Annotated in this window: 13 protein-coding genes; 6 read left to right on the forward strand and 7 right to left on the reverse strand. The window is 68.2% G+C overall.

What is annotated here, in order from left to right; translation table 11 throughout:
• The first annotated feature begins 11 nt into the window (after window positions 1-11).
• The 5 genes from EWH70_RS24240 to EWH70_RS24260 are packed head-to-tail and all read left to right on the forward strand — an operon-like array spanning window position 12 to window position 5,475.
• A complete protein-coding gene (locus EWH70_RS24240; protein WP_130477788.1) occupies window positions 12-968 on the forward strand; it encodes a carbohydrate ABC transporter permease in 957 nt (318 codons plus the stop codon).
• Window positions 965-1,819, forward strand: coding sequence for a carbohydrate ABC transporter permease (locus tag EWH70_RS24245; protein ID WP_130477789.1), 855 nt, complete (start codon window positions 965-967; stop codon window positions 1,817-1,819). Before EWH70_RS24240 ends, EWH70_RS24245 begins: the two co-directional genes overlap by 4 nt.
• Window positions 1,816-2,826, forward strand: coding sequence for a hydroxyacid dehydrogenase (locus tag EWH70_RS24250; protein ID WP_240687191.1), 1,011 nt, complete (start codon window positions 1,816-1,818; stop codon window positions 2,824-2,826). Before EWH70_RS24245 ends, EWH70_RS24250 begins: the two co-directional genes overlap by 4 nt.
• Before the next feature lie 11 nt (window positions 2,827-2,837).
• The gene (locus EWH70_RS24255) at window positions 2,838-4,688 is read left to right on the forward strand and encodes a DUF2264 domain-containing protein (protein WP_240687192.1); all 1,851 of its coding nucleotides are present in this window, start codon (window positions 2,838-2,840) and stop codon (window positions 4,686-4,688) included.
• A 16-nt stretch (window positions 4,689-4,704) separates the two neighbouring features.
• Window positions 4,705-5,475, forward strand: a complete 771-nt coding sequence (locus tag EWH70_RS24260; protein WP_240687193.1) for a sugar phosphate isomerase/epimerase family protein — start codon at window positions 4,705-4,707, stop codon at window positions 5,473-5,475.
• A gap of 63 nt (window positions 5,476-5,538) precedes the next feature.
• Here EWH70_RS24260 and EWH70_RS24265 read toward each other — a convergent pair whose 3' ends face one another.
• Together EWH70_RS24265 and EWH70_RS24270 are read right to left on the reverse strand one after the other, a co-directional pair.
• Complete coding sequence (locus EWH70_RS24265) at window positions 5,539-6,561, reverse strand: glycoside hydrolase family 5 protein (protein ID WP_240687194.1); 1,023 nt, start codon at window positions 6,559-6,561, stop codon at window positions 5,539-5,541.
• Between the two features lie 93 nt (window positions 6,562-6,654).
• Window positions 6,655-7,710: a glycoside hydrolase family 43 protein gene (locus EWH70_RS24270; RefSeq protein ID WP_165436392.1), complete on the reverse strand. Its 1,056-nt coding sequence runs from the start codon at window positions 7,708-7,710 to the stop codon at window positions 6,655-6,657.
• Between the two features lie 257 nt (window positions 7,711-7,967).
• On the opposite strand from EWH70_RS24270, the gene EWH70_RS24275 reads away from it, so the two are divergent.
• Window positions 7,968-9,362: a family 43 glycosylhydrolase gene (locus EWH70_RS24275; RefSeq protein ID WP_130477793.1), complete on the forward strand. Its 1,395-nt coding sequence runs from the start codon at window positions 7,968-7,970 to the stop codon at window positions 9,360-9,362.
• Window positions 9,363-9,452: 90 nt separating this feature from the next.
• Here EWH70_RS24275 and EWH70_RS24280 read toward each other — a convergent pair whose 3' ends face one another.
• The 5 genes from EWH70_RS24280 to EWH70_RS24300 form a co-directional block, all read right to left on the reverse strand.
• Window positions 9,453-11,228 (reverse strand): family 43 glycosylhydrolase, encoded by a 1,776-nt coding sequence (locus tag EWH70_RS24280; protein ID WP_205669231.1) that lies wholly within the window; start codon window positions 11,226-11,228, stop codon window positions 9,453-9,455.
• A 4-nt stretch (window positions 11,229-11,232) separates the two neighbouring features.
• The gene (locus EWH70_RS24285; RefSeq protein ID WP_130477795.1) at window positions 11,233-12,573 is read right to left on the reverse strand and encodes a right-handed parallel beta-helix repeat-containing protein; all 1,341 of its coding nucleotides are present in this window, start codon (window positions 12,571-12,573) and stop codon (window positions 11,233-11,235) included.
• 172 nt (window positions 12,574-12,745) lie between these two features.
• On the reverse strand, window positions 12,746-15,829 hold the full coding sequence (locus EWH70_RS24290) for a glycoside hydrolase family 2 TIM barrel-domain containing protein (protein ID WP_205669232.1): 3,084 nt from the start codon (window positions 15,827-15,829) through the stop codon (window positions 12,746-12,748).
• 65 nt (window positions 15,830-15,894) lie between these two features.
• Window positions 15,895-17,295: a BNR repeat-containing protein gene (locus tag EWH70_RS24295; protein ID WP_130477796.1), complete on the reverse strand. Its 1,401-nt coding sequence runs from the start codon at window positions 17,293-17,295 to the stop codon at window positions 15,895-15,897.
• Between the two features lie 41 nt (window positions 17,296-17,336).
• Window positions 17,337-18,422, reverse strand: a complete 1,086-nt coding sequence (locus EWH70_RS24300; protein WP_130477797.1) for a glycoside hydrolase family 43 protein — start codon at window positions 18,420-18,422, stop codon at window positions 17,337-17,339.
• Between the last annotated feature and the right edge of the window lie 34 nt (window positions 18,423-18,456).

The raw sequence follows: 18,456 nt of genomic DNA on the forward strand, positions 1-18,456 counted from the left end.
GTGACCCATCGATGACCGCGACCATGTCCCCGCCCGCGAAACGCAGCGCCGCGCCCAGTGGCCCGCGCGTGAAATCACGGCGACGTGAGCATGTCGCCTGCGGTGTCCTGATGGCGCCGTTCTTCGTCCTGCTGGTGACGATCTTCCTGATCCCGATCGGAACCGCCGTCTGGCTCAGCTTCTTCGGCGACGACCAGCCCGGCCTCGGCTTCGGCCCGGAATCCACCGTGTTCACCGGAATCCGCAGCTACGCGGCCGTCCTTTCCGATCCGACCTTCCTGAGCGGACTCGGCGTCGTCGTCCTGTACTGCCTGATCTACATCCCGCTGCTGGTGATCGGCTCGCTCGTGCTGGCGCTACTGCTGGACTCCGGCGCCGCCCGGCTGCGTGCGTCCGCGCAGCTCGTGCTGTTCATGCCGCACGCGATCCCCGGCATCATCGCCGCGCTGATCTGGGTGTACCTCTACACGCCCGGCCTCAGCCCGGTCGTGGACCTGTTGAGCAAGGCCGACATCGAGGTGAACTTCCTCGGGGTCCAAGGCGTTGTGCCGTCGATCGTGAACATCGCACTGTGGAGCAACCTCGGCTACAACATGGTGATCTTCTACGCCGCGCTGCAGGCTGTCCCGCGTGACGTGATCGAGGCAGCCGTGGTCGACGGCGCGGGCCCGGTCCGGACGGCGATGCGGGTCAAGACGCCGCTGATCCGGTCGTCCATCGTCATGGTCGTGCTGTTCTCCCTGATCTGGGCGCTGCAGCTGTTCACCGAGCCGATGCTGCTCAGCCAGTCCACACCGGTGGTCGGCGCCCGGTTCTCACCCAGCATGTACATCTACGACGCCGCCTTCACGCGCAACAACTACGGCCTGGCCGCGGCCGCGTCGGTGATCCTCCTGGCCTGCACGATCGCGCTGTCCTACGGCGTGACGCGCTGGACGAACCGAGACCGGGGAGAGACCGTCCGATGAGCGCGTCCGCACTGCGTCCCCGTCTGCTGGGCCGCACCGTCGTCAACGTCGTGGTCGGCGTCTCCGTGCTCTACACCTTGCTGCCCATGTTGTGGCTGGTGCTCGCCGCGTCGAAGGACCGCGACGCGCTCTTCGGCAGCGACCTCTTCTCCCTGCGAGGGTTCTCGTTCCTGCAGAACATGGGTGACCTGTTCGCGATGGACGACGGAATCTACGGCCGCTGGTATCTCAACAGCCTGCTCTATTCCGTCGTCGGCGCGGCGATCAGCGCGCTGGTGAGCATCGGCTGCGGATACGCCTTCGACAAGTACCAGTTCCGCCACAAGGAAAAGCTCTTCGGTCTGGTGCTGGCCGCGGTCATGGTGCCGCAGACCGTGCTCGCCCTACCGCTGTACCTGATGGCGTCGGAGGCCGGTGTGGTCAACACCTTCTGGGCGGTATTCATCCCGGTGCTGTTCAACCCGTTCGGCGTGTACCTCGGCCGGATCTTCAGCCAGGGCTACGTTCCCGGCGAGGTGCTGGAGGCGGCGCGCATGGACGGCGCGGGCGAATTGACGATGTACGGGAAGGTCGCCCTGCGCATGCTGGCGCCGGGTGTGGTCACGATCTTCCTCTTCCAGCTGACCGCGATCTGGAACAACTTCTTCCTGCCGATGGTGATGCTGTCCGACCAGAAGCTGTACCCGGTCAGCCTCGGGCTCTACACGTGGAACAGCTCGGCGTCAGTCTCGCCCGAGTACTATCCGGTGGTGATCATGGGTTCGCTGCTTGCCGTCATCCCGCTGGTAGTGGCTTTCGCGCTGCTCCAACGGTTCTGGCGGTCCGGGCTCACCGCCGGAGCGGTCAAGTGACCGTGCTCCCGCGTACCGCGCTGGCCATGAGCAAGGAGGCCGCGGCCGCCGTGCTCACTCCCGAACCGCTGGCGGAACTGGGGCGGGTCTGCGATCTCGTCGCGGATCCCGTGCTCGACGACTTCACCACTCCCGAGGCTCTCGAAATCCTCGGTGACGTCGAGGTGCTGGTCACCGGCTGGGGCTGCCCGCCGCTCGACTCCGCCGCGCTGGCCGCCGCTCCCCGGCTCCGCGCCGTCGTGCACACCGCCGGTTCGGTGCACGGACATGTCACCGGAGAATGCTGGGACCGGGGAATCGAGGTGGCGTCCGCGGCCGCGGCCAACGCGCTCCCGGTGGCCGAGTACACCGTGGCGATGATCCTGCTGACCGGCAAGCGCGCGTTCGAACGGGCCCGCGACTACCGCGCGACCCGCGACCGGGAGGACTGGCTCTCGACTCCGCCGGACGTCGGCAATTTCGGCCGTACGGTGGGAATCCTGTCGGCCTCGCTGATCGGGCGGCGGGTGATCGAACTGCTGAGTCCGTTCGATCTCGGCGTTCTCCTGCACGACCCCTATGTGACCGGCGCGGAAGCGGCGGAGCTGGGCGTCGAGGCGGTCGGCCTCGACGAGTTGTTCGCGCGTGCCGACGTGGTCAGCGTGCACACCCCGCTCCTGCCCGCCACCCGCGGCCTGGTGAGCCGCGAGCTGCTCGCTTCGATGCGCCCGGACGCCGTCCTCATCAACACCGCGCGTGGCGCCGTCGTGGACCAGGACGCACTCGCGGAGATCACCGCCGCCGGCCGGATCAGAGCGGTGCTCGACGTCACCGATCCCGAGGTACTGCCGCCGGAGCACCCCTTGTGGGCCAGCGACAACGTCCTGATCACGCCGCATCTGGCCGGATCGCAGGGCAACGAGTGGCGACGGCTCGCCGACCTCGCGGTCGCCGAGGTCGTCCGCTGGGCCTCGGGTGCGGGTTTCGCCCACCCGGTCCGGCGGGACACACTGGGAAGGACCGCATGAACGTGCTCGGGATGCCCGACGAAGACCGGCGGCTGAGCCCGTACACGGGGTACACCAGGCAGCACTGGGAGGCGGCCGCCGACGGTCTGCTCGATGCCGCGTGGCGGTGGGCGAGTCCACGCGGCGCCTTCCTCGACCTGCCGGGCAGGCCGTCGCGCAGCGGCGTGCGCTCGGATGGGCTCGAGGCCTACGCACGCACGTTCCTCGCGGCCGCCTTCCGGGTGGCCGGAGCCGGCGGCGACGATCCATACGGCCGGCTCGACCGGTACGCCGAGGGAATCACCGCGGGGACACTCAGCCCCGGCCGCGACGACGCCGAGTCGTGGCCGCTCATCCTCGATCACGACGTCCAGGGTCAGCCGATGGTGGAATCCGCGTCGGTGGCGCTGGGCCTGCGCCTGACCCGGGAGTGGCTGTGGGACCGGCTCGACCCGGCCACCCAGGACCGTGTCGAACACTGGCTGCGGGGCGCGTTGCGGCACGTGCCTGCGCCGAACAACTGGTACCTCTTCCCGTACAGCGTGGCGGGTTTCCTGGAGTCGGTGGGCCGTGGTGACGCGGAGACCGCCCGTGCCAGGGAACGGGCACTGGAGCTGCTGGAGACCTGGTACCGCGGCGAGGGCTGGTACGCCGACGGCGACGGCCGCGCCTTCGACCACTACAACGGCTGGGCGATGCACCTGTACCCGGTGCTCGACGGCCACCTCGCCGGGAAGACCACGGAGTACGGTTCCCGGCTCCACGAACACCTGGAGAGCTTCGGTTACCTCTTCGGCGGCGACGGTGCGCCTGTCTATTTCGGACGGTCGATGACGTACCGGTTCGCCGCGGCGTCGGCGATCGGCCTGGGGGCGGTCACCGGCTACACGCCGCTGGCGCCAGGTGTCTCCAGGCGGTTGATGAGCGGGTCCCTGCGGTACTTCCTCGACCACGGCGCGGTCGGCGACGACGGGTTGCTGAGCCTGGGCTGGCACGGCCCGCACGCGGCGTCCCTGCAGCATTACTCGGGACCCGGTTCACCATACTGGGCCTCGAAGGCGTTCGTCTGCCTGCTGGCCCCGGCCGATGCTCCACTATGGACAGACGTCGAGCAGGCCGCACCGGCCGAGGGACCGGACACGGTGCTGGCCCTGCCGTCGGCCGGGTTACTGGTGCAGACGACCCGGGCCGACGGGATCGTCCGGCTGCACAACCACGGCAGCGACCACGTCCGCCCGCACGAGCCGGACGCGGCAGCGGGCGAGGATCCCCTGTATGCCAGGCTGGCCTACTCGACCCGGACCGGGCCGACGGCGCTGGGCAACGTGCGGGACAACCACGCGGCGGTGGTCGTCGACGGCAGACGGAGTGCGCGGCGGCGCATCCGCCCGCTCGGTGCCGGGCAGGGTGACGGCTGGGGCTGGGCGGCGTCGGAGCACAAGCCGGTGTTCGGGTCCGGGCCGCCGATGGTTCCGGGGCTGCGGGTCGAGAGCCTGACGATCGCCCGAGGCCGGTACGAACTGCGGGTCCACCGCGTGACCGGGGCACCGGACGGGGCGCGGATCGAGCTGACCGGCTGGGCCACCGGCCCCGGAACGGCACCGGAGTCCGCGTTGTGGTCACTGTACGGCTGGACCGGGCAGGACGCGCTCCGCGCACCCCAGGGCACGGCGTTCACCCGCTGGGCCGTGGTCCCCCGGCTTACCGCCGAGGTGAACGGCACGGGGCTCTACGCCGCGCTCGCCACCCTCACCGCCGACCCCGAACCCCAGGCGGACGCCGTCGAGGCGGTCACCGCCGGCCCGGCCGCACTCGAAGTCCGCTGGGCCGACGCCTCCACCACCCACGTCACCTTCGATCCCCTCGCCGTGACCCATGCCTGAGAGCCGGCGGTTCGCCGTGAGCACCTTGGGCATGCCCGGTGTCCCGGTCGCCGAAGCGGTCACGATCGCGACCGAACACGGCTGCCACGGCCTGGAGATCCGCGCACACGAGGACGAAGCGGTCCATATCGGACTGACCGAACGCGAATCCGCCCAGGTGCGAAACCGGATCACCGACGCCGGGCTGGAGGTGGCCTGCCTCGCCGGATACGCGAAGGTGTGCGCCCCGGGACCGGACGGGCCGGTGGTCGCCGAGTTGCGCGCGCTGATCGAGCTGGCACACCGGATCGGCGCCCCGTCGATCCGGGTCTTCCCCGGTGGCGACGGCCGGCCGCATGACCGGATCGCGGCCGTACTCGACGACCTCAGGGCCGCCGGGCTCCGCCTGCTCCTGGAGACCCACGATTCCCACCCCACCGGCGAGGCGGCAGTGGCCGTCGTCGAACCGTTCGGCGAACCGGCCCTGGTGGCCGTGCTGTGGGACGCACTGCATCCGTGGCGTTCCGGCGAAGCTCCGGCCAGGACCCGGGCCGTGCTCGGCGACTACCTCGGCTACTTCCAGGTCAAGGACGCCATCTCGGCCGGAGACACAACGCCCGTCCCGCCGGGGCAAGGCGCTGTCCCGCTCGGCGAATGCGCCGAACTCCTGCGGAGCTGGTCAGGCTGGATCTCCCTGGAATGGGAGAAGGCGTGGTACCCGGATATCCCCGGCGTCGCCACGCCGTTGCGTGCGGCCGCCGCCTGGTTCCACGCCCTCGATGAACCCGGAACCGCCCGGTGCCCCTGACCTGGACAAGCAAAGTGGCACTCGGCCGACGGAGCACCAACCGCTGTGGCGCACGGTCATCAGCTAGCCGATGGTGTCGCCCCAGGCATACCGGATCCGGTCAGCGCCGGAGGTGTTGCGGACGGTCAGGTTGAAATTGGTGCCGCTACCGCTCAGGGCGTACATCGAGTACCAGTCGTAACCGATGTTGCCGGGTTTGCCGCCGAGGGCGGGCCAGTAGGTGCCGCCCATCCGGTTGTCACGCATGACCTGGGCCACGGCGCGGATGTGGCGCACGAAGTTGTCGGAGCTGTTGGCGTTGCCGTAGTTGAGTCCGGTGGACATCGGCCCGCCGAACTCGGTCGCGACGGCGCGGGAGGCGCAGTTGCCCAGTCGCGTCCGGATGTGGCTTCGGAAGGCGTCGTAGCTCATCGGGGGATAGAAGAAGGCGTAGTGGTGGAAGGACAGCAGCGTCGAGTTGAAGCGGCTGTCGTTGCAGATGTCACGCAGGTCCTGGCTGTAGCCGGTACCGCCGATGAGTACCCGGCCGGGCACTGCCGAGGTGTGGTACCGCAGCCAGTTCGCCGCGACGTTGCGCCAGTCCGCCGACGAGTAGCCGTGCGGCTCGTTCATCGGCTCGAAGTAGACGTTGCTGTTCTTGCCATAAGTGCTGATCACGCTGGACCACATCGCGTTCCACGCGCCGACGTTCGTGATCCTGCCGCGGGAGGCGGCACCGTCCTCCCAGTAGGCGAGGATGACCTTGAATCCACGGGCGGTGGCGGCGTCGATGGTGCCGCGGTAGGCATTCCACCAGGTCGGGTGGCCCACGGTATGAGTGTTGATGGGCAACCGGACGGTGTTGACCGCCATGGTGGAGGCCATGTCGTCGTAGAGGGCGCTGGCCTTGGCCCGTACCGTGGCGTAGCTGTCGGACTGGCTCAGGCCATGCAGGACGAGCGGTTTGGTGCTGAAGTTGTCACCCAGCACGGCCCAGTTCATGCCCCGGAACTGGCTGGTGGCCGCGTTGGCCGGCGACGCGGAGACGACGAGGCTCGCCACCGCGGTGAGCGCGGTCACCACGAGGGCGATCAGCAACCGGCGCAACGACCGGGTGCTCCGCGATGGTCTCGATGAGCAGCCGCCAGACGCCATGATCAGTGTCATGAAATGTCCAATCACTAGGTGCCACAAGGGGTGTTACGAGTCGCCGGAGGGACCGGCGATCGAGGTGCCGGTCCGGACCGGCACGCCGAGGTTGGGCGAGCCGTCCGGGTTCCAGTTGATCTTCTGCGCCCGGGTGGTGCGGGTGGTGCCACAGCCCTGGTTGGGGGACGAGTTCGCGTGGTAGACGACCCAGGTCTCGGTGTTGTCCGGCGACCTGACGAAGGACGCGTGCCCCGGGCCGAAGACGCCGCTGGCGTCGTGGCGCTCGAAGATGGGCGTGGGCTTCTTCGTCCATGAGCTGGCCGACATCGGGTCGCCACCGGTCCAGGTCAGCATGCCGAGCTTGTAATCAGGCGTCTGGCAGGAGCTCGCCGAGTACGTCAGGAATGTCTTTCCGGCGTTGTACACGGCGTAAGGGCCCTCGTTGACCGGCGCGCCCCGCCGCTCCCACGGCAGTGCCGGGGAGGAGATCCGGACCCCGTTCCGCGAGACCTGGGTCGGCGACGACATCGGGGCGATGAACAGCCCCTGTTCCCCACCGCGGAACGCGGAGTAGACATAGTGGTTGACGTGGCCGTCGAACCGGACCACGCTGCCATCGATCGCCCACCCGTTGTTGGGCTCCAGGTTGAGGATCCCCCGGTAGGTGTACGGGCCCATCGGGTCCGTGCCGGAGCTTTCCAGCACGCCGGTCCGGCGCTCACCCTGGCCCGGTGACGCCGCCGCCGAGAAGTACAGGTACCACCGGTTGTTGATCCGCTGCAGGTCCGGTGCCCACATCGTGCAGCAGCCGGGCCCAGGGGCCAGGGTGTACACCGTGCGCTCCGGCGCGGTCTTCAAGCCGGCCATCGTGGACGACTTGCGCATGATGATCTTCGAGGACCACGTCGTGGCCACGTAGTACCAGTTTCCGCCGCTGTACACGATCGAAGGGTCCGCGCTGTTGGGCGCGCCCACGAGGGGGTTGGTGAACGACGGGCCGGGCGCCGCCGAGGCGGGAACGGCCGCGCCCAGGACGGACGCGAGCGCGGCCGCGACGGCAAGGGTGAGCAACCGTCGTGCCGTTCTCGCTCTTTTTCGCACGAACATCGGGATTCCTCCGCTGGGGACATGCGGTGGTCGGCGCGAGCGGCCGCTGAGCCCGGGAAGCCGGTCGTTGTGACGGGCACCACTCTGCGTTGTTAACGCTAACATGGCGCTCATTGTCGACTCAAGAGCGAATTCGAGTTTCTGCGGTAAAACCATTTCAGCGACACTGGAGAATGGCAGGTTGAACGTCTCCAGTAGGACTGTTAGCGTTAACACAAGCGAATTGACCCGGTTGTCCAGAGCACGGGAGTCATGTCATGCGCATTCCTTCAGTCCTGGCGGTGCTCGCGCTGTCCGCCGGTCCCCTGACCGTGTCGCCGGGCGTCTCGGCGGCCGCGGCGACGCTGCCCGCCGGTGTCCGGTCCTTCGAGTCGGTCAACCAACCGGGCTCGTACGTACGGCATCAGGAATCCCTCGGCCGTCTCACCCCCGTGACAGCGGGCAGCAGCCAGCAAACCAAACTGGACGCGACCTTCACCGTCGTGAACGGCCTGGCTTCGCCGTCGTGCTACTCGTTGCAGACCAGAAACGGGTTGTTCCTGCGGCACCGGGACTGGCGCCTGCGCGTCGACGCCAACACCGGCGACTCGGCCTTCCGCGCGGACGCCACGTTCTGCCCGCAGGACGGCTCCGTCGCCGGGTCGCTGTCGCTCTCCTCCTACAACTACCCCGCCAGGCGGATCCGGCACCGTGACTCCGGATTATGGCTGGACACCTACCAGGACAGCCCGAACTTCCGGGCCGACAGTTCGTTCCGGCTCAAGTCGCCATGGGCACCCAAGGTGAACAAGGGCCCCGTCGTCCCCGGGCTGTTCGCTGATCCGCACCTCACCAGCTTCAACGGCCGCTACTACCTCTACCCGACCACCGACGGATACGCGAGCTGGAGCGGTACCTACTACAAGGCGTTCTCCTCCACCGACCTCGTGAACTGGACCGACCACGGCGTGATCCTCGACCACGGGCCGGACGTGTCCTGGGCGGACAACTCGGCCTGGGCGCCGGCCGTCGCCGCGAAGAACGGCAGCTACTACCTGTACTTCAGCGGCGGGCTCGCGCGTGGCGACACCAGCAAGCACATCGGGGTGGCGGTCGCCGACTCCCCCACCGGGCCGTTCCGTGACGCGCTGGGCCGGCCGTTGATCCGCAGTGGCCAGTACACCGGTCAGGCGATCGACCCGATGGTGTTCACCGACGACGACGGGCAGTCCTATCTGTACTGGGGGCAGGGCGCGGCCAGGGTCGTGCCGCTGAACCCCGACATGGTGTCGTTCGATCCCGCACGGGTCCGCGTCATCACACCGCCCGGGTACAACGAGGCGGCGTTCGTGCTGAAACGTAACGACATCTACTACTTCATGTGGTCGGAGAACGACACCCGCAGCGAGGACTACCGCGTCGCCTACGCCACCGGACCGACCCCGCTCGGACCGTGGACCAAGCGCGGCATCGTCCTGCAGAAGCGGCTCGGCGCCGGCATCAAGGGCCCCGGCCACCATTCGGTCGTGCGCGCACCGGGAACCGACACCTGGCACATCGCGTACCACCGCTTCGCCATCCCAGCCGGCAACGGCACCAACCGCGAGGTCGCCATCGACCGGATGGAGTTCAACGCGGACGGCACCATCCGCCCAGTCGTGCCCACCCCGTGAAGGACGCACGCGGGACGCACGTGAAGGCCCCCTTCATCACGTGAGACGTGGTGAAGGGTGCCTTCACGAACTTGCCGGCCAGCGCGAGAACTACGACACCCTGACGAGGGAGAGCTGGTCGACGATGACACCGCCCGAGCCGGATGCCCGCACGGTGACGGTGGCGGCGCCGCTGGGCAGCTGGATGCCGGTGAGCTCACGCTTGGCCCAGCCACCCGACGACGGGATAGCGAGAGTGCGCTGGGTGCCGTTGGCGCCGGTGATCACGACCTGCCCGGCACTGCCCCGGGCATGCAGGGCCAGTTTGTAGGTGCCCGCCGGGACGGAGGGAATCCGCTGCTCCACACCGCCGCTGTTGCTCATCTGGAGCGCGAAGCGAGACCCGTTCACACCACCGTTGACGTTGGTCACCCGGCCACCGAGGTTCCGCCATCCCCGCACACTGGACACGATGATCCGGTCGGCCTGGATGTCCGGGTTGAGGATGTAGTTGTTCGCCGGCCCGACCCGCCACTCACCCGTCGTGGCGTTGAACTGCCACTGGCTCACCGAATGGAACTGCGGCCGCGCACCGGTCTTGGTGATCGGCACCCACTGGTTGTAGCCGATACCGTTCCAGGCGAAATCGGCCCACCGGTCGCCGGCGTAGATCACCGTGTTCTGCTTGGTGCCCTTGACCGTCACGAAGAACCCGGTCTGGGTCACGTGGCTGTAGTCCATCTCGGTGCCGGCCAGGACGTACTCGCTGCTGTAGGAGCCCTGGACGTTCCCGCTGGTCGACTCCCTGACGTGGTTGACCGAGGTGTTCCAGCCGTGCAGGTCCGAGGCCGCGTGGTAGTACTTGCCGTCCAGTTTGAACATGGCGTTGCCCTCGCGGCCGGAGGACACGCGGCCGATCTCCACACCGGGCTCCACCCGCAGCGAGTCGGACTCCCTCAGCTTGGCCACGAAGGCGCGAGAGCGGCCTTCACGGTTGGAGAAGATCAGGTAGTCCTTCCCGTTGTCGTCGGTGAAGACGGTCTGATCTCCGGTACCGGTCGTGGGCGAATTCTGGACCTGGGTCTGGAAGTAACCGTAGTCGAAGGTGTCGGTGGGTGAGTCGCCCTGCAGCAGCAGGACGCCGTGCCCGCCCCTGCCCTGGTGCCACATCTGCACGGCCAGCACGTACTTGCCGGTGTTCTCGTTGTAGGAGACACCGAGCCGCCCGACCCAGCCGGCACCGCCCAGGTTGGCGCCGCTGCCGACACCGGTCGAGCGCGTCGCGACGCGGTTCTCGAACTTCCAGTTCACCAGGTCCTTGGACGAGTAGACGGGGATCGAGACGAACCTGACGTCGCCGTCGTACTTTCTCGTCGGATTGGCCCGGTAGAGCTCGGCGCCGGTGTAGTGCACGCCGTACCAGTAATAGGTGTCGCCGAACTTGAAGACCCCGCCACCCTGCGAATAAATGGGGTTGCCGCTGGTGTCGTTCCAGAAAGTGTTGTTCGTGATGGTCTGGAACGTGCCCTCGTCGACAGGCTTGAGCTCGGCGGCGGCCGTCATCAGTGCCGTCTTCGCGGCGGCGACGTCCGACGTCGCGGCGGACACGTCACCGGCGACACCGGCCGCGGTGGTCAGCGCCTTGGCGAAGGGTGCCCAGGTGTCAGGCGTGTACTTCTCCCGAACGCGTGTGCGGTACTCCGACACCAGGTACTCCAGGCCGCGCTCCACCGCCGGTCCGGTGGCGGCGCCCTCGTCCGGCGCCGCCGCCGGCGGCGCCTCCGCCACCGAGGTGCTCGTCGAGAGCGACGCCGTCAGCGTCAGGGACAACACCGCGGCGGCGGCCACCTTCCAGTACTTCGAAGCGACAAGCGATGTGCGTTTCACAAGGTCACCTTCCATCGTTCTCGAAGGCACCGAGGTCCGGTGCCTTCCCGTTGAAGGGCAGTCCGACGTCGGTGCCCTTGTCGATCAGGGCACTGTTCGCCGCGAGACGAAGGTGGGGCAGCACGGGCAGGCTCCCGTCCGCCCCGCGGGGCGCGTCCCAGCCGGACGTCGACACACTCCGGAACTGGGCGTCCGACAGGGGGACGCCCAGGTTCCAGGTGTTGAACGCGGCGTTCGTGCCTGCCATGTACGACGTCGGCGTCCCGGTGTAGGCGATGTTGTTACGCAGGTTGCCCCGGCCGACGGTGGCGCCCTTCGAGTCGACTCCCCGCATGTTGAAGTTGGGGTTGTTTCCGTAGCCGGTGTTGTTGAAGAAGTCGTTGGCCACCGGGTGGTGGTTGGCGTAGAAGCCCGCCGCCTTGTTGAGGAAGGCCACCGAGAAGCGGACGGTGTGCTTCACCGCGTTGGGGTCGTAGTCACCGCCGAAGCCGCCCGCCTTGAAGCCGGCTCCGTTGCCTGCGGGATTCGTCGTCCCCGGCTTGTACCCGTTGCGCCAGGCCCACGAGTGCTCGATGGTCACCGGTGAGTACGTGGAGATGAGGTCGAACCCGTCATCGGCGTTCCACCACGCACGGCAACCGCGGAACACGTTCGCGGGCCTGCCCCGCGGCGTGTAGTGCGAGCCGAACCCGTCGGCGTTCTCGCCGGGCTTGTCGTTGCTGCGCAGGTCGTAGTTGTCGTGTGCGTCCGAGTTGAGGACCAGGTTGCCACCCCCGCCGCTGATGAACAGGCCGGTGCCCATGTGGTGGTGGGTGTCGATCTGCTCGAAGATGTTGTTGCTGCCGGAGATCCAGAGTCCCCAGGACTCGGCGTTCCGGTTGTTGTTCTGCGGAACGCCGGTGACCTCCAGTCCTTTGAGGTGGATCCAGCTGCCGGTGACGTTGAAGCCCTTGATCCGGCAGTCGTCCCTCATGCGCGAGAAGTCGAACACCGGCTTCTCGCCCGGATGGGCCCAGTACCGGATCGGGTTACCCGAGCTACCGCTCTTGTTCAGGGTGATCGCGTCGACCCTGGCGGTCTGGTTCGCGCAGGCGCTGTTCGCACGAGTGTAGGCGTACCTGCCGCCCCGGAAGTAGACCGTGTCACCCGCCTTGGCGGTGGTCTGCGCACGCGCGATCGACGCCCACGGCGCGGCCTGCGTACCCGCCGCACTGTCACTTCCGTCCGGGGCGACGTAGTAGACGCTTCCGGCTGCCGCGTCCGCGGTGGACGCCGGAGCGGCGGCCATCGCGGCGGAACCGGCCGCGATCACCGAGAGCAGGAGGGCACGACCGACGAACCTCATGATTCACCTGCCGTCGTACAGGCGGCGCGTCACCGCGTGAGTCCTGCGGTGGAACGACGACTCACCGGCCGAGTAATGAACCGAAATCATGATTCGCATCTCCTTGGCGGGAATAGAGCTGGACCGGTGCCAGTCGGGCGGGCACCACGGTCTTACACACTGTGTCCACGGATCAGTGACGACCGGCGGCCAGTTCCGCGATCCCGAGGAACCCGTGGGTGGTGCCCGGGGCGCGGCTGGTCAGGTCCAGACGGATCCGGCCGGTGCCGACCGGGGCGAACGTGACGACGGTCGGCTTGCCCGGTTCCTTCGCCCACTCGACCGTCGCGTCGCGGACCGGCACGAACGTCGTCCCGTTCCAGTAGGACACCGAGATCGTCGCGGGCAGGGAATGCGAGCCGTCGACGAGGAACGAGGCCCGCACTGAGCTGATCGGGCCACCTTCCAGGCCGGACAGTGACACCCACTCCGCCGCGTGCGCACGGCTCACCGGCGGGAGCAGGGCGGTGGCCTCCTTGAGGTAGTAGTTCGACCACTTCGTCGACACGTCGCCGTCGAGCATCGCGGCCGGGATCGTGTCCGGCGCACCCGAGTAGCTCGCGTCCGCTGCCGGTGCGGCCGGTGCGGCCGGTGCGGCCGGTGCGGCCGCCTCCGCCACGGGACCGGCCGGCAAACCGGCGTCAGGCCTGCCACCGATCGCCCTGATCGTCGCGGTAGCGATGCGCAGGCCCGGTGCCCGCGCAGTGACCGTGACCGTGGACGTCTGTCCGGAGCGGACTATCGCCAGTGCCTTGCCGTTGAACGCCGTACGCGAGGACGCCTGGTAGTTCTCCGCGCTCTCCTGCCGGCCGTTGTCCAGGCCCGCCAGGCTGCCGCCCCTGACGTGGAACGAGATCCGGTTGTCCGCTCCCGGCACGACCACCCCGGCCCGGTCGACGACCTCCGCGGTGACGAAGGTGTGCGACTTGCCGTCGGCCCTGGTGACCTCGCGGTCGGGCGTCAGCCTGATCGCGTGCGGCGCGCCTGCCGTGACGACCTCGTCGCGGGCGACCTCCACGCCGCCGCGCTTGGCGACCGCGACGAGCCGCCCGGGCTCGAACGGCACCGTCCAGGCCAGGTGCAGCTTGCCCGCGCTGCCGTTGGGACTGGTGTAACTGCCGGGGAAACGCCCAGTGGTCTGCGTCTTGTCGTCCCCGCTCGCCTCGGTGGTCTCCAGGTACCGGGCGCCGTACGTGGTCGTCTTCGTGTCGAACTTCCGCTCCCCCAGCGACCTGCCGTTCAGCGTCAGCTCGACGGTGTCCGCATTGCTGTAGGCCCACACCGACACCGGCTCACCCGGCTTGTGGCCGGTCCAGTTCATCGGCAGCAGGTGCACCATCGGCTCGGTGGTCCACTGGCTGCGGAAGAGGTGGTAGAAGTCCTTGGCGAACCCGGCGGTGTCCACCGCGCCGAAGAACGACGACTTCACCGGGAACACCTCGTTGTAGGGCGTCGGCTCGCCGAGGTAGTCGATGCCGGTCCACAGGAACTGGCCGGCGAACCACTTGCGGTCGCGGTCCTTCTTCAGCCCGTACTCGCCGCTGTAGGTCCACGGAGCCAGGTTGTTGTCGTAGGAGGAGGTGTTGCGCCGGCCCGGCGTGTAGTTCTCGCCGGTGTTGAGCTGTTCGGGGTCCTGGTAGTAGCCGCGCGTCGAGGTGGAGGACGACGACTCGGCCTCGAAGAAGAACTTCCCCGGATAGCGGGCATGCAGCCCGTCGATCGAGGAGGAGTTGTTGTAGTTCACGCCCAGGCCGTCGAGCATCTGCAGGATCTGGTCCTGCGGTGATCCGACGGCCGGGACCTGGCGGTAGCGATCGGAGCCCATCACGATCGGCCGCGTGGTGTCGACCGACCGCACGTCCTCGATCAGCCGCTTGGCCATCGGTACCCCGGCCGGGAAGGAGGAGTCGGGGATCTCGTTGCCGATGGACCACATCACCACCGACGGGGAGTTCTTGGCCGCGTGCACCATCTCACGGACGTCGGCGCTGCTGTGAGCGTCGAAGAACCGGCCGTAGTCGTACCTCACCTTGGGGGTACGCCAGGTGTCGAACGCCTCGATCTGCAGGAGCAGGCCCATTTCCTCACACAGCCGGACGAACTCCGCCGAGGGCGGATTGTGCGAGGTCCGCACGGCGTTCACACCCATGCTCTTCATGATCCGCAACTGGCGGGCGGTCGCGTCCGGCGAGACCGCGGCGCCCAGGGCACCCAGGTCGTGGTGAAGATTGACGCCCTTGAGCTTCATCTCCACACCGTTGAGCGAGAAGCCGTTGTCCGGATGGAAGGCGAAGTACCGCACCCCCGTGCGCGTGCTCACGGTGTCCACCACCGTGCCACCCTGACGGACCTCGGTGTCCACCGTGTACAGATACGGCCGGTCCACCGACCACAGCACCGGCCGGTCGACGCGCACGTCGACCGTCGCCGTGCGTGGTTGCGCGGCCAGCGCGGCCGTCGTCGTCCCGCTGCCGACGACCCGCCCCTCCGCATCCCTCACCGTCGAGACGATCTCCGCCCGGGCGTCACCCCGCTCACTGACCGCGGTGGTCGCCACCCGCATCGTGGCGAACCCGGACCCGATCGTGTTCTCCAGATCCGGGGTCGTCACCTGCACGCCATGACGTGTGACGTGCACCGGTTCGGTGACGACGAGCCGGACGTCGCGGTAGATGCCGCTGCCGGAGTACCACCGGCTGCTCGGCACCTGGTTGCGCACCTTGACCGACAGCACGTTCGGCGCGCCGCCGACGTGCGCGTGCGGGGTGAGGTCGTACGCGAAACCGGTGTATCCGTACGGATGCCGGCCCAGCAGTGTGCCGTTGAGATACACCTCGGAATCCATGTAGACCCCGTCGAACTCGATCGACACCTTCTTGCCCGCCATCGACGACGGCAGCGTGAACGTCTTGCGATACCAGCCGAGGCCGCCCGGAAGGAAGCCCGTCCCCGCATTGGTGTGCGGTCCCTGCTCGGGGTCGAGCCCGATACTCCAGTCGTGCGGCAGGCGCGTGTCACGCCAGCGCCGATCACGCACATCCGGCTGTGGTGCGTCCGCACCGGTCCTGTTGGCCAGCAGGAACTGCCATCCACCGGTGAAATCCACTGCCCGTTCCCCGAAGCCGGCCTGCTCCCCCGGCACGGCCTGCGCCGCAGGCGCACCACACAGCCCCGCCGCGACGACGCAGCCCAGGAGCAATGCCAGCGTTCTTCTCACTACATTCGATCGTCGATTCGGCAAGATCACACCGCCCAGTAGTTCTGTTGGAAGTATTTCTCGGCCTAGCCCAGCCGGAAGTCCGCGACCCGGATGGGGGACGGGGTGGTTCCGGTGGAGCGTTGCTGGTAGAGCACGGACAACACGCCTTCGGTCGCCACGCGGCTGTAGTCGACGTTGACCTCGCCGAAGACGTTCATGCCGGCGCGGTCGAAGACCAGGGTCCAGTCGGTCCAGTTGCTGGCCTTGGACGCGGAGACGATCCGGCCGAACGGCATGATCAGGTAGATGTTGTCGTCGCGGTCGAACACGGCGCGGGTGCGGCCGGTGGCGTTCGGCTGGATCGGTACCTCGCGCTTGACCCACGACCCCGCCGGGGTGCGGAACAGATGGAACGTGCGGCCCCAGCGGGTGCGGTCGGCGGCGTAGCGGGTGACGCACTGGGTGAACCGGCCGGGAACGTAGCTGATCACCGTGTGCGGTGCGCCGGTGCTGTCGACGGCCTGGCTTTCCTGGTTCATCAGGCCGTGGTTGGGGCCGAGCGGGTCGACCACGAGGTTCGCCGCCACCCCGACGGGTGAGCCGCCGGTGGTGCCGGCGACCTGGCCGGTGTTCCGGCGCCAGGTGCGGCCCCGGTCGTCGCTGTAGACGTAGCCGGTGTCGTGGTTGGTCAGCCCGCCCGAATTGCACAGCACACCGGAGTTGCCTTCGCGCCAGGTGAACGCGGCGTGCAGCCGTCCGCCACGGCCGTAGGTCAGACCGTGCAGGTACATGTTGCGGGTCGTGCTGGTCACGCCGTTCGGCCCGGTCCATGAGCCGCCGGCCGATGACCACCTGCCGAGCTTGCGCCACGTCGTGCCGTCGTACTCGGCGAGCTCGTTGGTGCCGTTGCCGGAGCGGCCGGTGCGGTAGCTCAGCTGCAGCCGCCGCTCCGGCGTGACGACGAACTGCGGGTAGCTGATCCCGCCGAGCTCTGCCCCGTCCAGCGTGCGCTGCACCGGGCCGAACCGAGCCGTGGACCACGCACGCGACGCGGGCGCAGATACCAGGCCGGCCTCGGACTTGACATAGAACACCCGGGTGTCGTGGACATCCATGGCCACGTGCAGGCGGCCGTCGGTGGGAGAAATGCCCAGCGAGATGACGTTGTGCGAGTCGTTGACGGTCAGCTTGTGCGGCAGGACCGCCTTCTCCCACGCCCCGGCCGGAAGGTGGCGGCGGGCGACCACGGCGTTCCGGTTCGCGGTGTACCAGGCGGTGTACTGGTAGCCGGCGTGGGTGAGGATCGCATCCGACTGATAGGACTGGTTGTTCACCAGCCCGTCGTAGGACACGAAGTACAACGCCGCCGGATCGAGCTGAGTGTCCCGCAGCAGTGTCACGCCTGGCCCGGCACGTTCGGCCACGGCGGCCGCCGGGGACACCAGTGCGAGGCAGGTGACCAGGAGGATCATCGCGCGGATCATGGGTGAACCCCTTCGCGTGGCGGTTGCGTACACGGAGCGGTTCATCCCCACTGCCGCAGCAGGCGGTCGTACTCGGCCTGGGTGACCGGCAGGACGGTGCCGTGGCGTGGACGGCCTGGCATGGTGTAGCTGGAGACGGGCGCCCACCGCCGCGCGTTCAGGTCGGTGGTCGTGAACGGGACGTAGCCCCGGCCACCGTACTCGTCGATGAACATGTACCAGCGTTCTTCGGTGTTCGACTTGACGACCAGCGGTCCCTCGCCCTGCCTGATCGCGTTGTTGCCGATGCAGTCGGCGACGAACGGGTAGTTGCGGTTGAGGATCGTCGCCGACTTCTCCGCGAGGATGAACTTGCCGCAGGGTGACTGCGAGGAGCCGCGCTCGTCCTTCGTGAACCGGTAGTAGGTGCCGTTGTGCTTGGTGAGCGTCGAGTCGATCGTCGAGTACCCCTTGTCGACCCAGACCTGCGCGGGACTGAAGGTGCGGAAGTCGCGCGTCGTGGCGTACATCATGCGGTTGTAGGTGTTGGCGGTGTGGTTCGGATCGTTGGGGGAATACAGCTTCGACGCCCAGAACACGACGAACTGACCGAGCCCTTCGTCGAAGTAGGCCTCCGGTGCCCACGTGTTCCCGGCGGTGTCCGGCGAGACACGCGCCAGACGCGGCGGGCTCCAGTTCACCAGGTCGGCCGACTCCCAGACCACTAGGGACTTGCTGCCGGTCCGCTGCACCTGGTCCCAGTTGCCGTTGCCGTACATCCGCAGGTCGGTGGCGATCTGGTAGAACTTGCCGCCCTGCGGTGCGCGGATGATGAACGGGTCACGCACGCCACGGGTCCCGAGGGTGGACGTCAGCACCGGGCGTCCGCTGTTGAGCCGGCGCCAGCGCGTCGGGTCGTTGCCCTGGCTGAGTGCGAAGTACACCTGCTCGCCGGCGGCGGAGTTTTCACCGGTGAAGTGGGTGAACAGGTAACCCGCGTACTGCGGGGCCGGGGCGAGCGCGGCCGCGTTCGCCGGCGGCCCCGCGACCATTGCCGCGGCGACGCTCGCGATCAACGCCAGCAGGACCGTGATGCGGCGTCTGGGCCGCCCTCGGGGTGCCGTGTTCGCACGGAAGGACTGTGTCATCGGGACCGTCCAATGTGGTCGAGGAGGAGTGGTC

The sequence above is a fragment of the Amycolatopsis suaedae genome (genome assembly GCF_004214935.1).
In the GTDB taxonomy this organism is placed as follows: Bacteria; Actinomycetota; Actinomycetes; order Mycobacteriales; family Pseudonocardiaceae; genus Amycolatopsis; species Amycolatopsis suaedae.

Coding starts and splice junctions, on each gene's coding strand:
- EWH70_RS24240 (WP_130477788.1), top strand. CDS start 12: ATGACCGCGACCATGTCCCCGCCCGCGAAACGCAGCGCCGCGCCCAGT.
- EWH70_RS24245 (WP_130477789.1), top strand. CDS start 965: ATGAGCGCGTCCGCACTGCGTCCCCGTCTGCTGGGCCGCACCGTCGTC.
- EWH70_RS24255 (WP_240687192.1), top strand. CDS start 2,838: ATGCCCGACGAAGACCGGCGGCTGAGCCCGTACACGGGGTACACCAGG.
- EWH70_RS24270 (WP_165436392.1), bottom strand. CDS start 7,710: ATGTTCGTGCGAAAAAGAGCGAGAACGGCACGACGGTTGCTCACCCTT.
- EWH70_RS24275 (WP_130477793.1), top strand. CDS start 7,968: ATGCGCATTCCTTCAGTCCTGGCGGTGCTCGCGCTGTCCGCCGGTCCC.
- EWH70_RS24285 (WP_130477795.1), bottom strand. CDS start 12,573: ATGAGGTTCGTCGGTCGTGCCCTCCTGCTCTCGGTGATCGCGGCCGGT.
- EWH70_RS24295 (WP_130477796.1), bottom strand. CDS start 17,295: ATGATCCGCGCGATGATCCTCCTGGTCACCTGCCTCGCACTGGTGTCC.
- EWH70_RS24300 (WP_130477797.1), bottom strand. CDS start 18,422: ATGACACAGTCCTTCCGTGCGAACACGGCACCCCGAGGGCGGCCCAGA.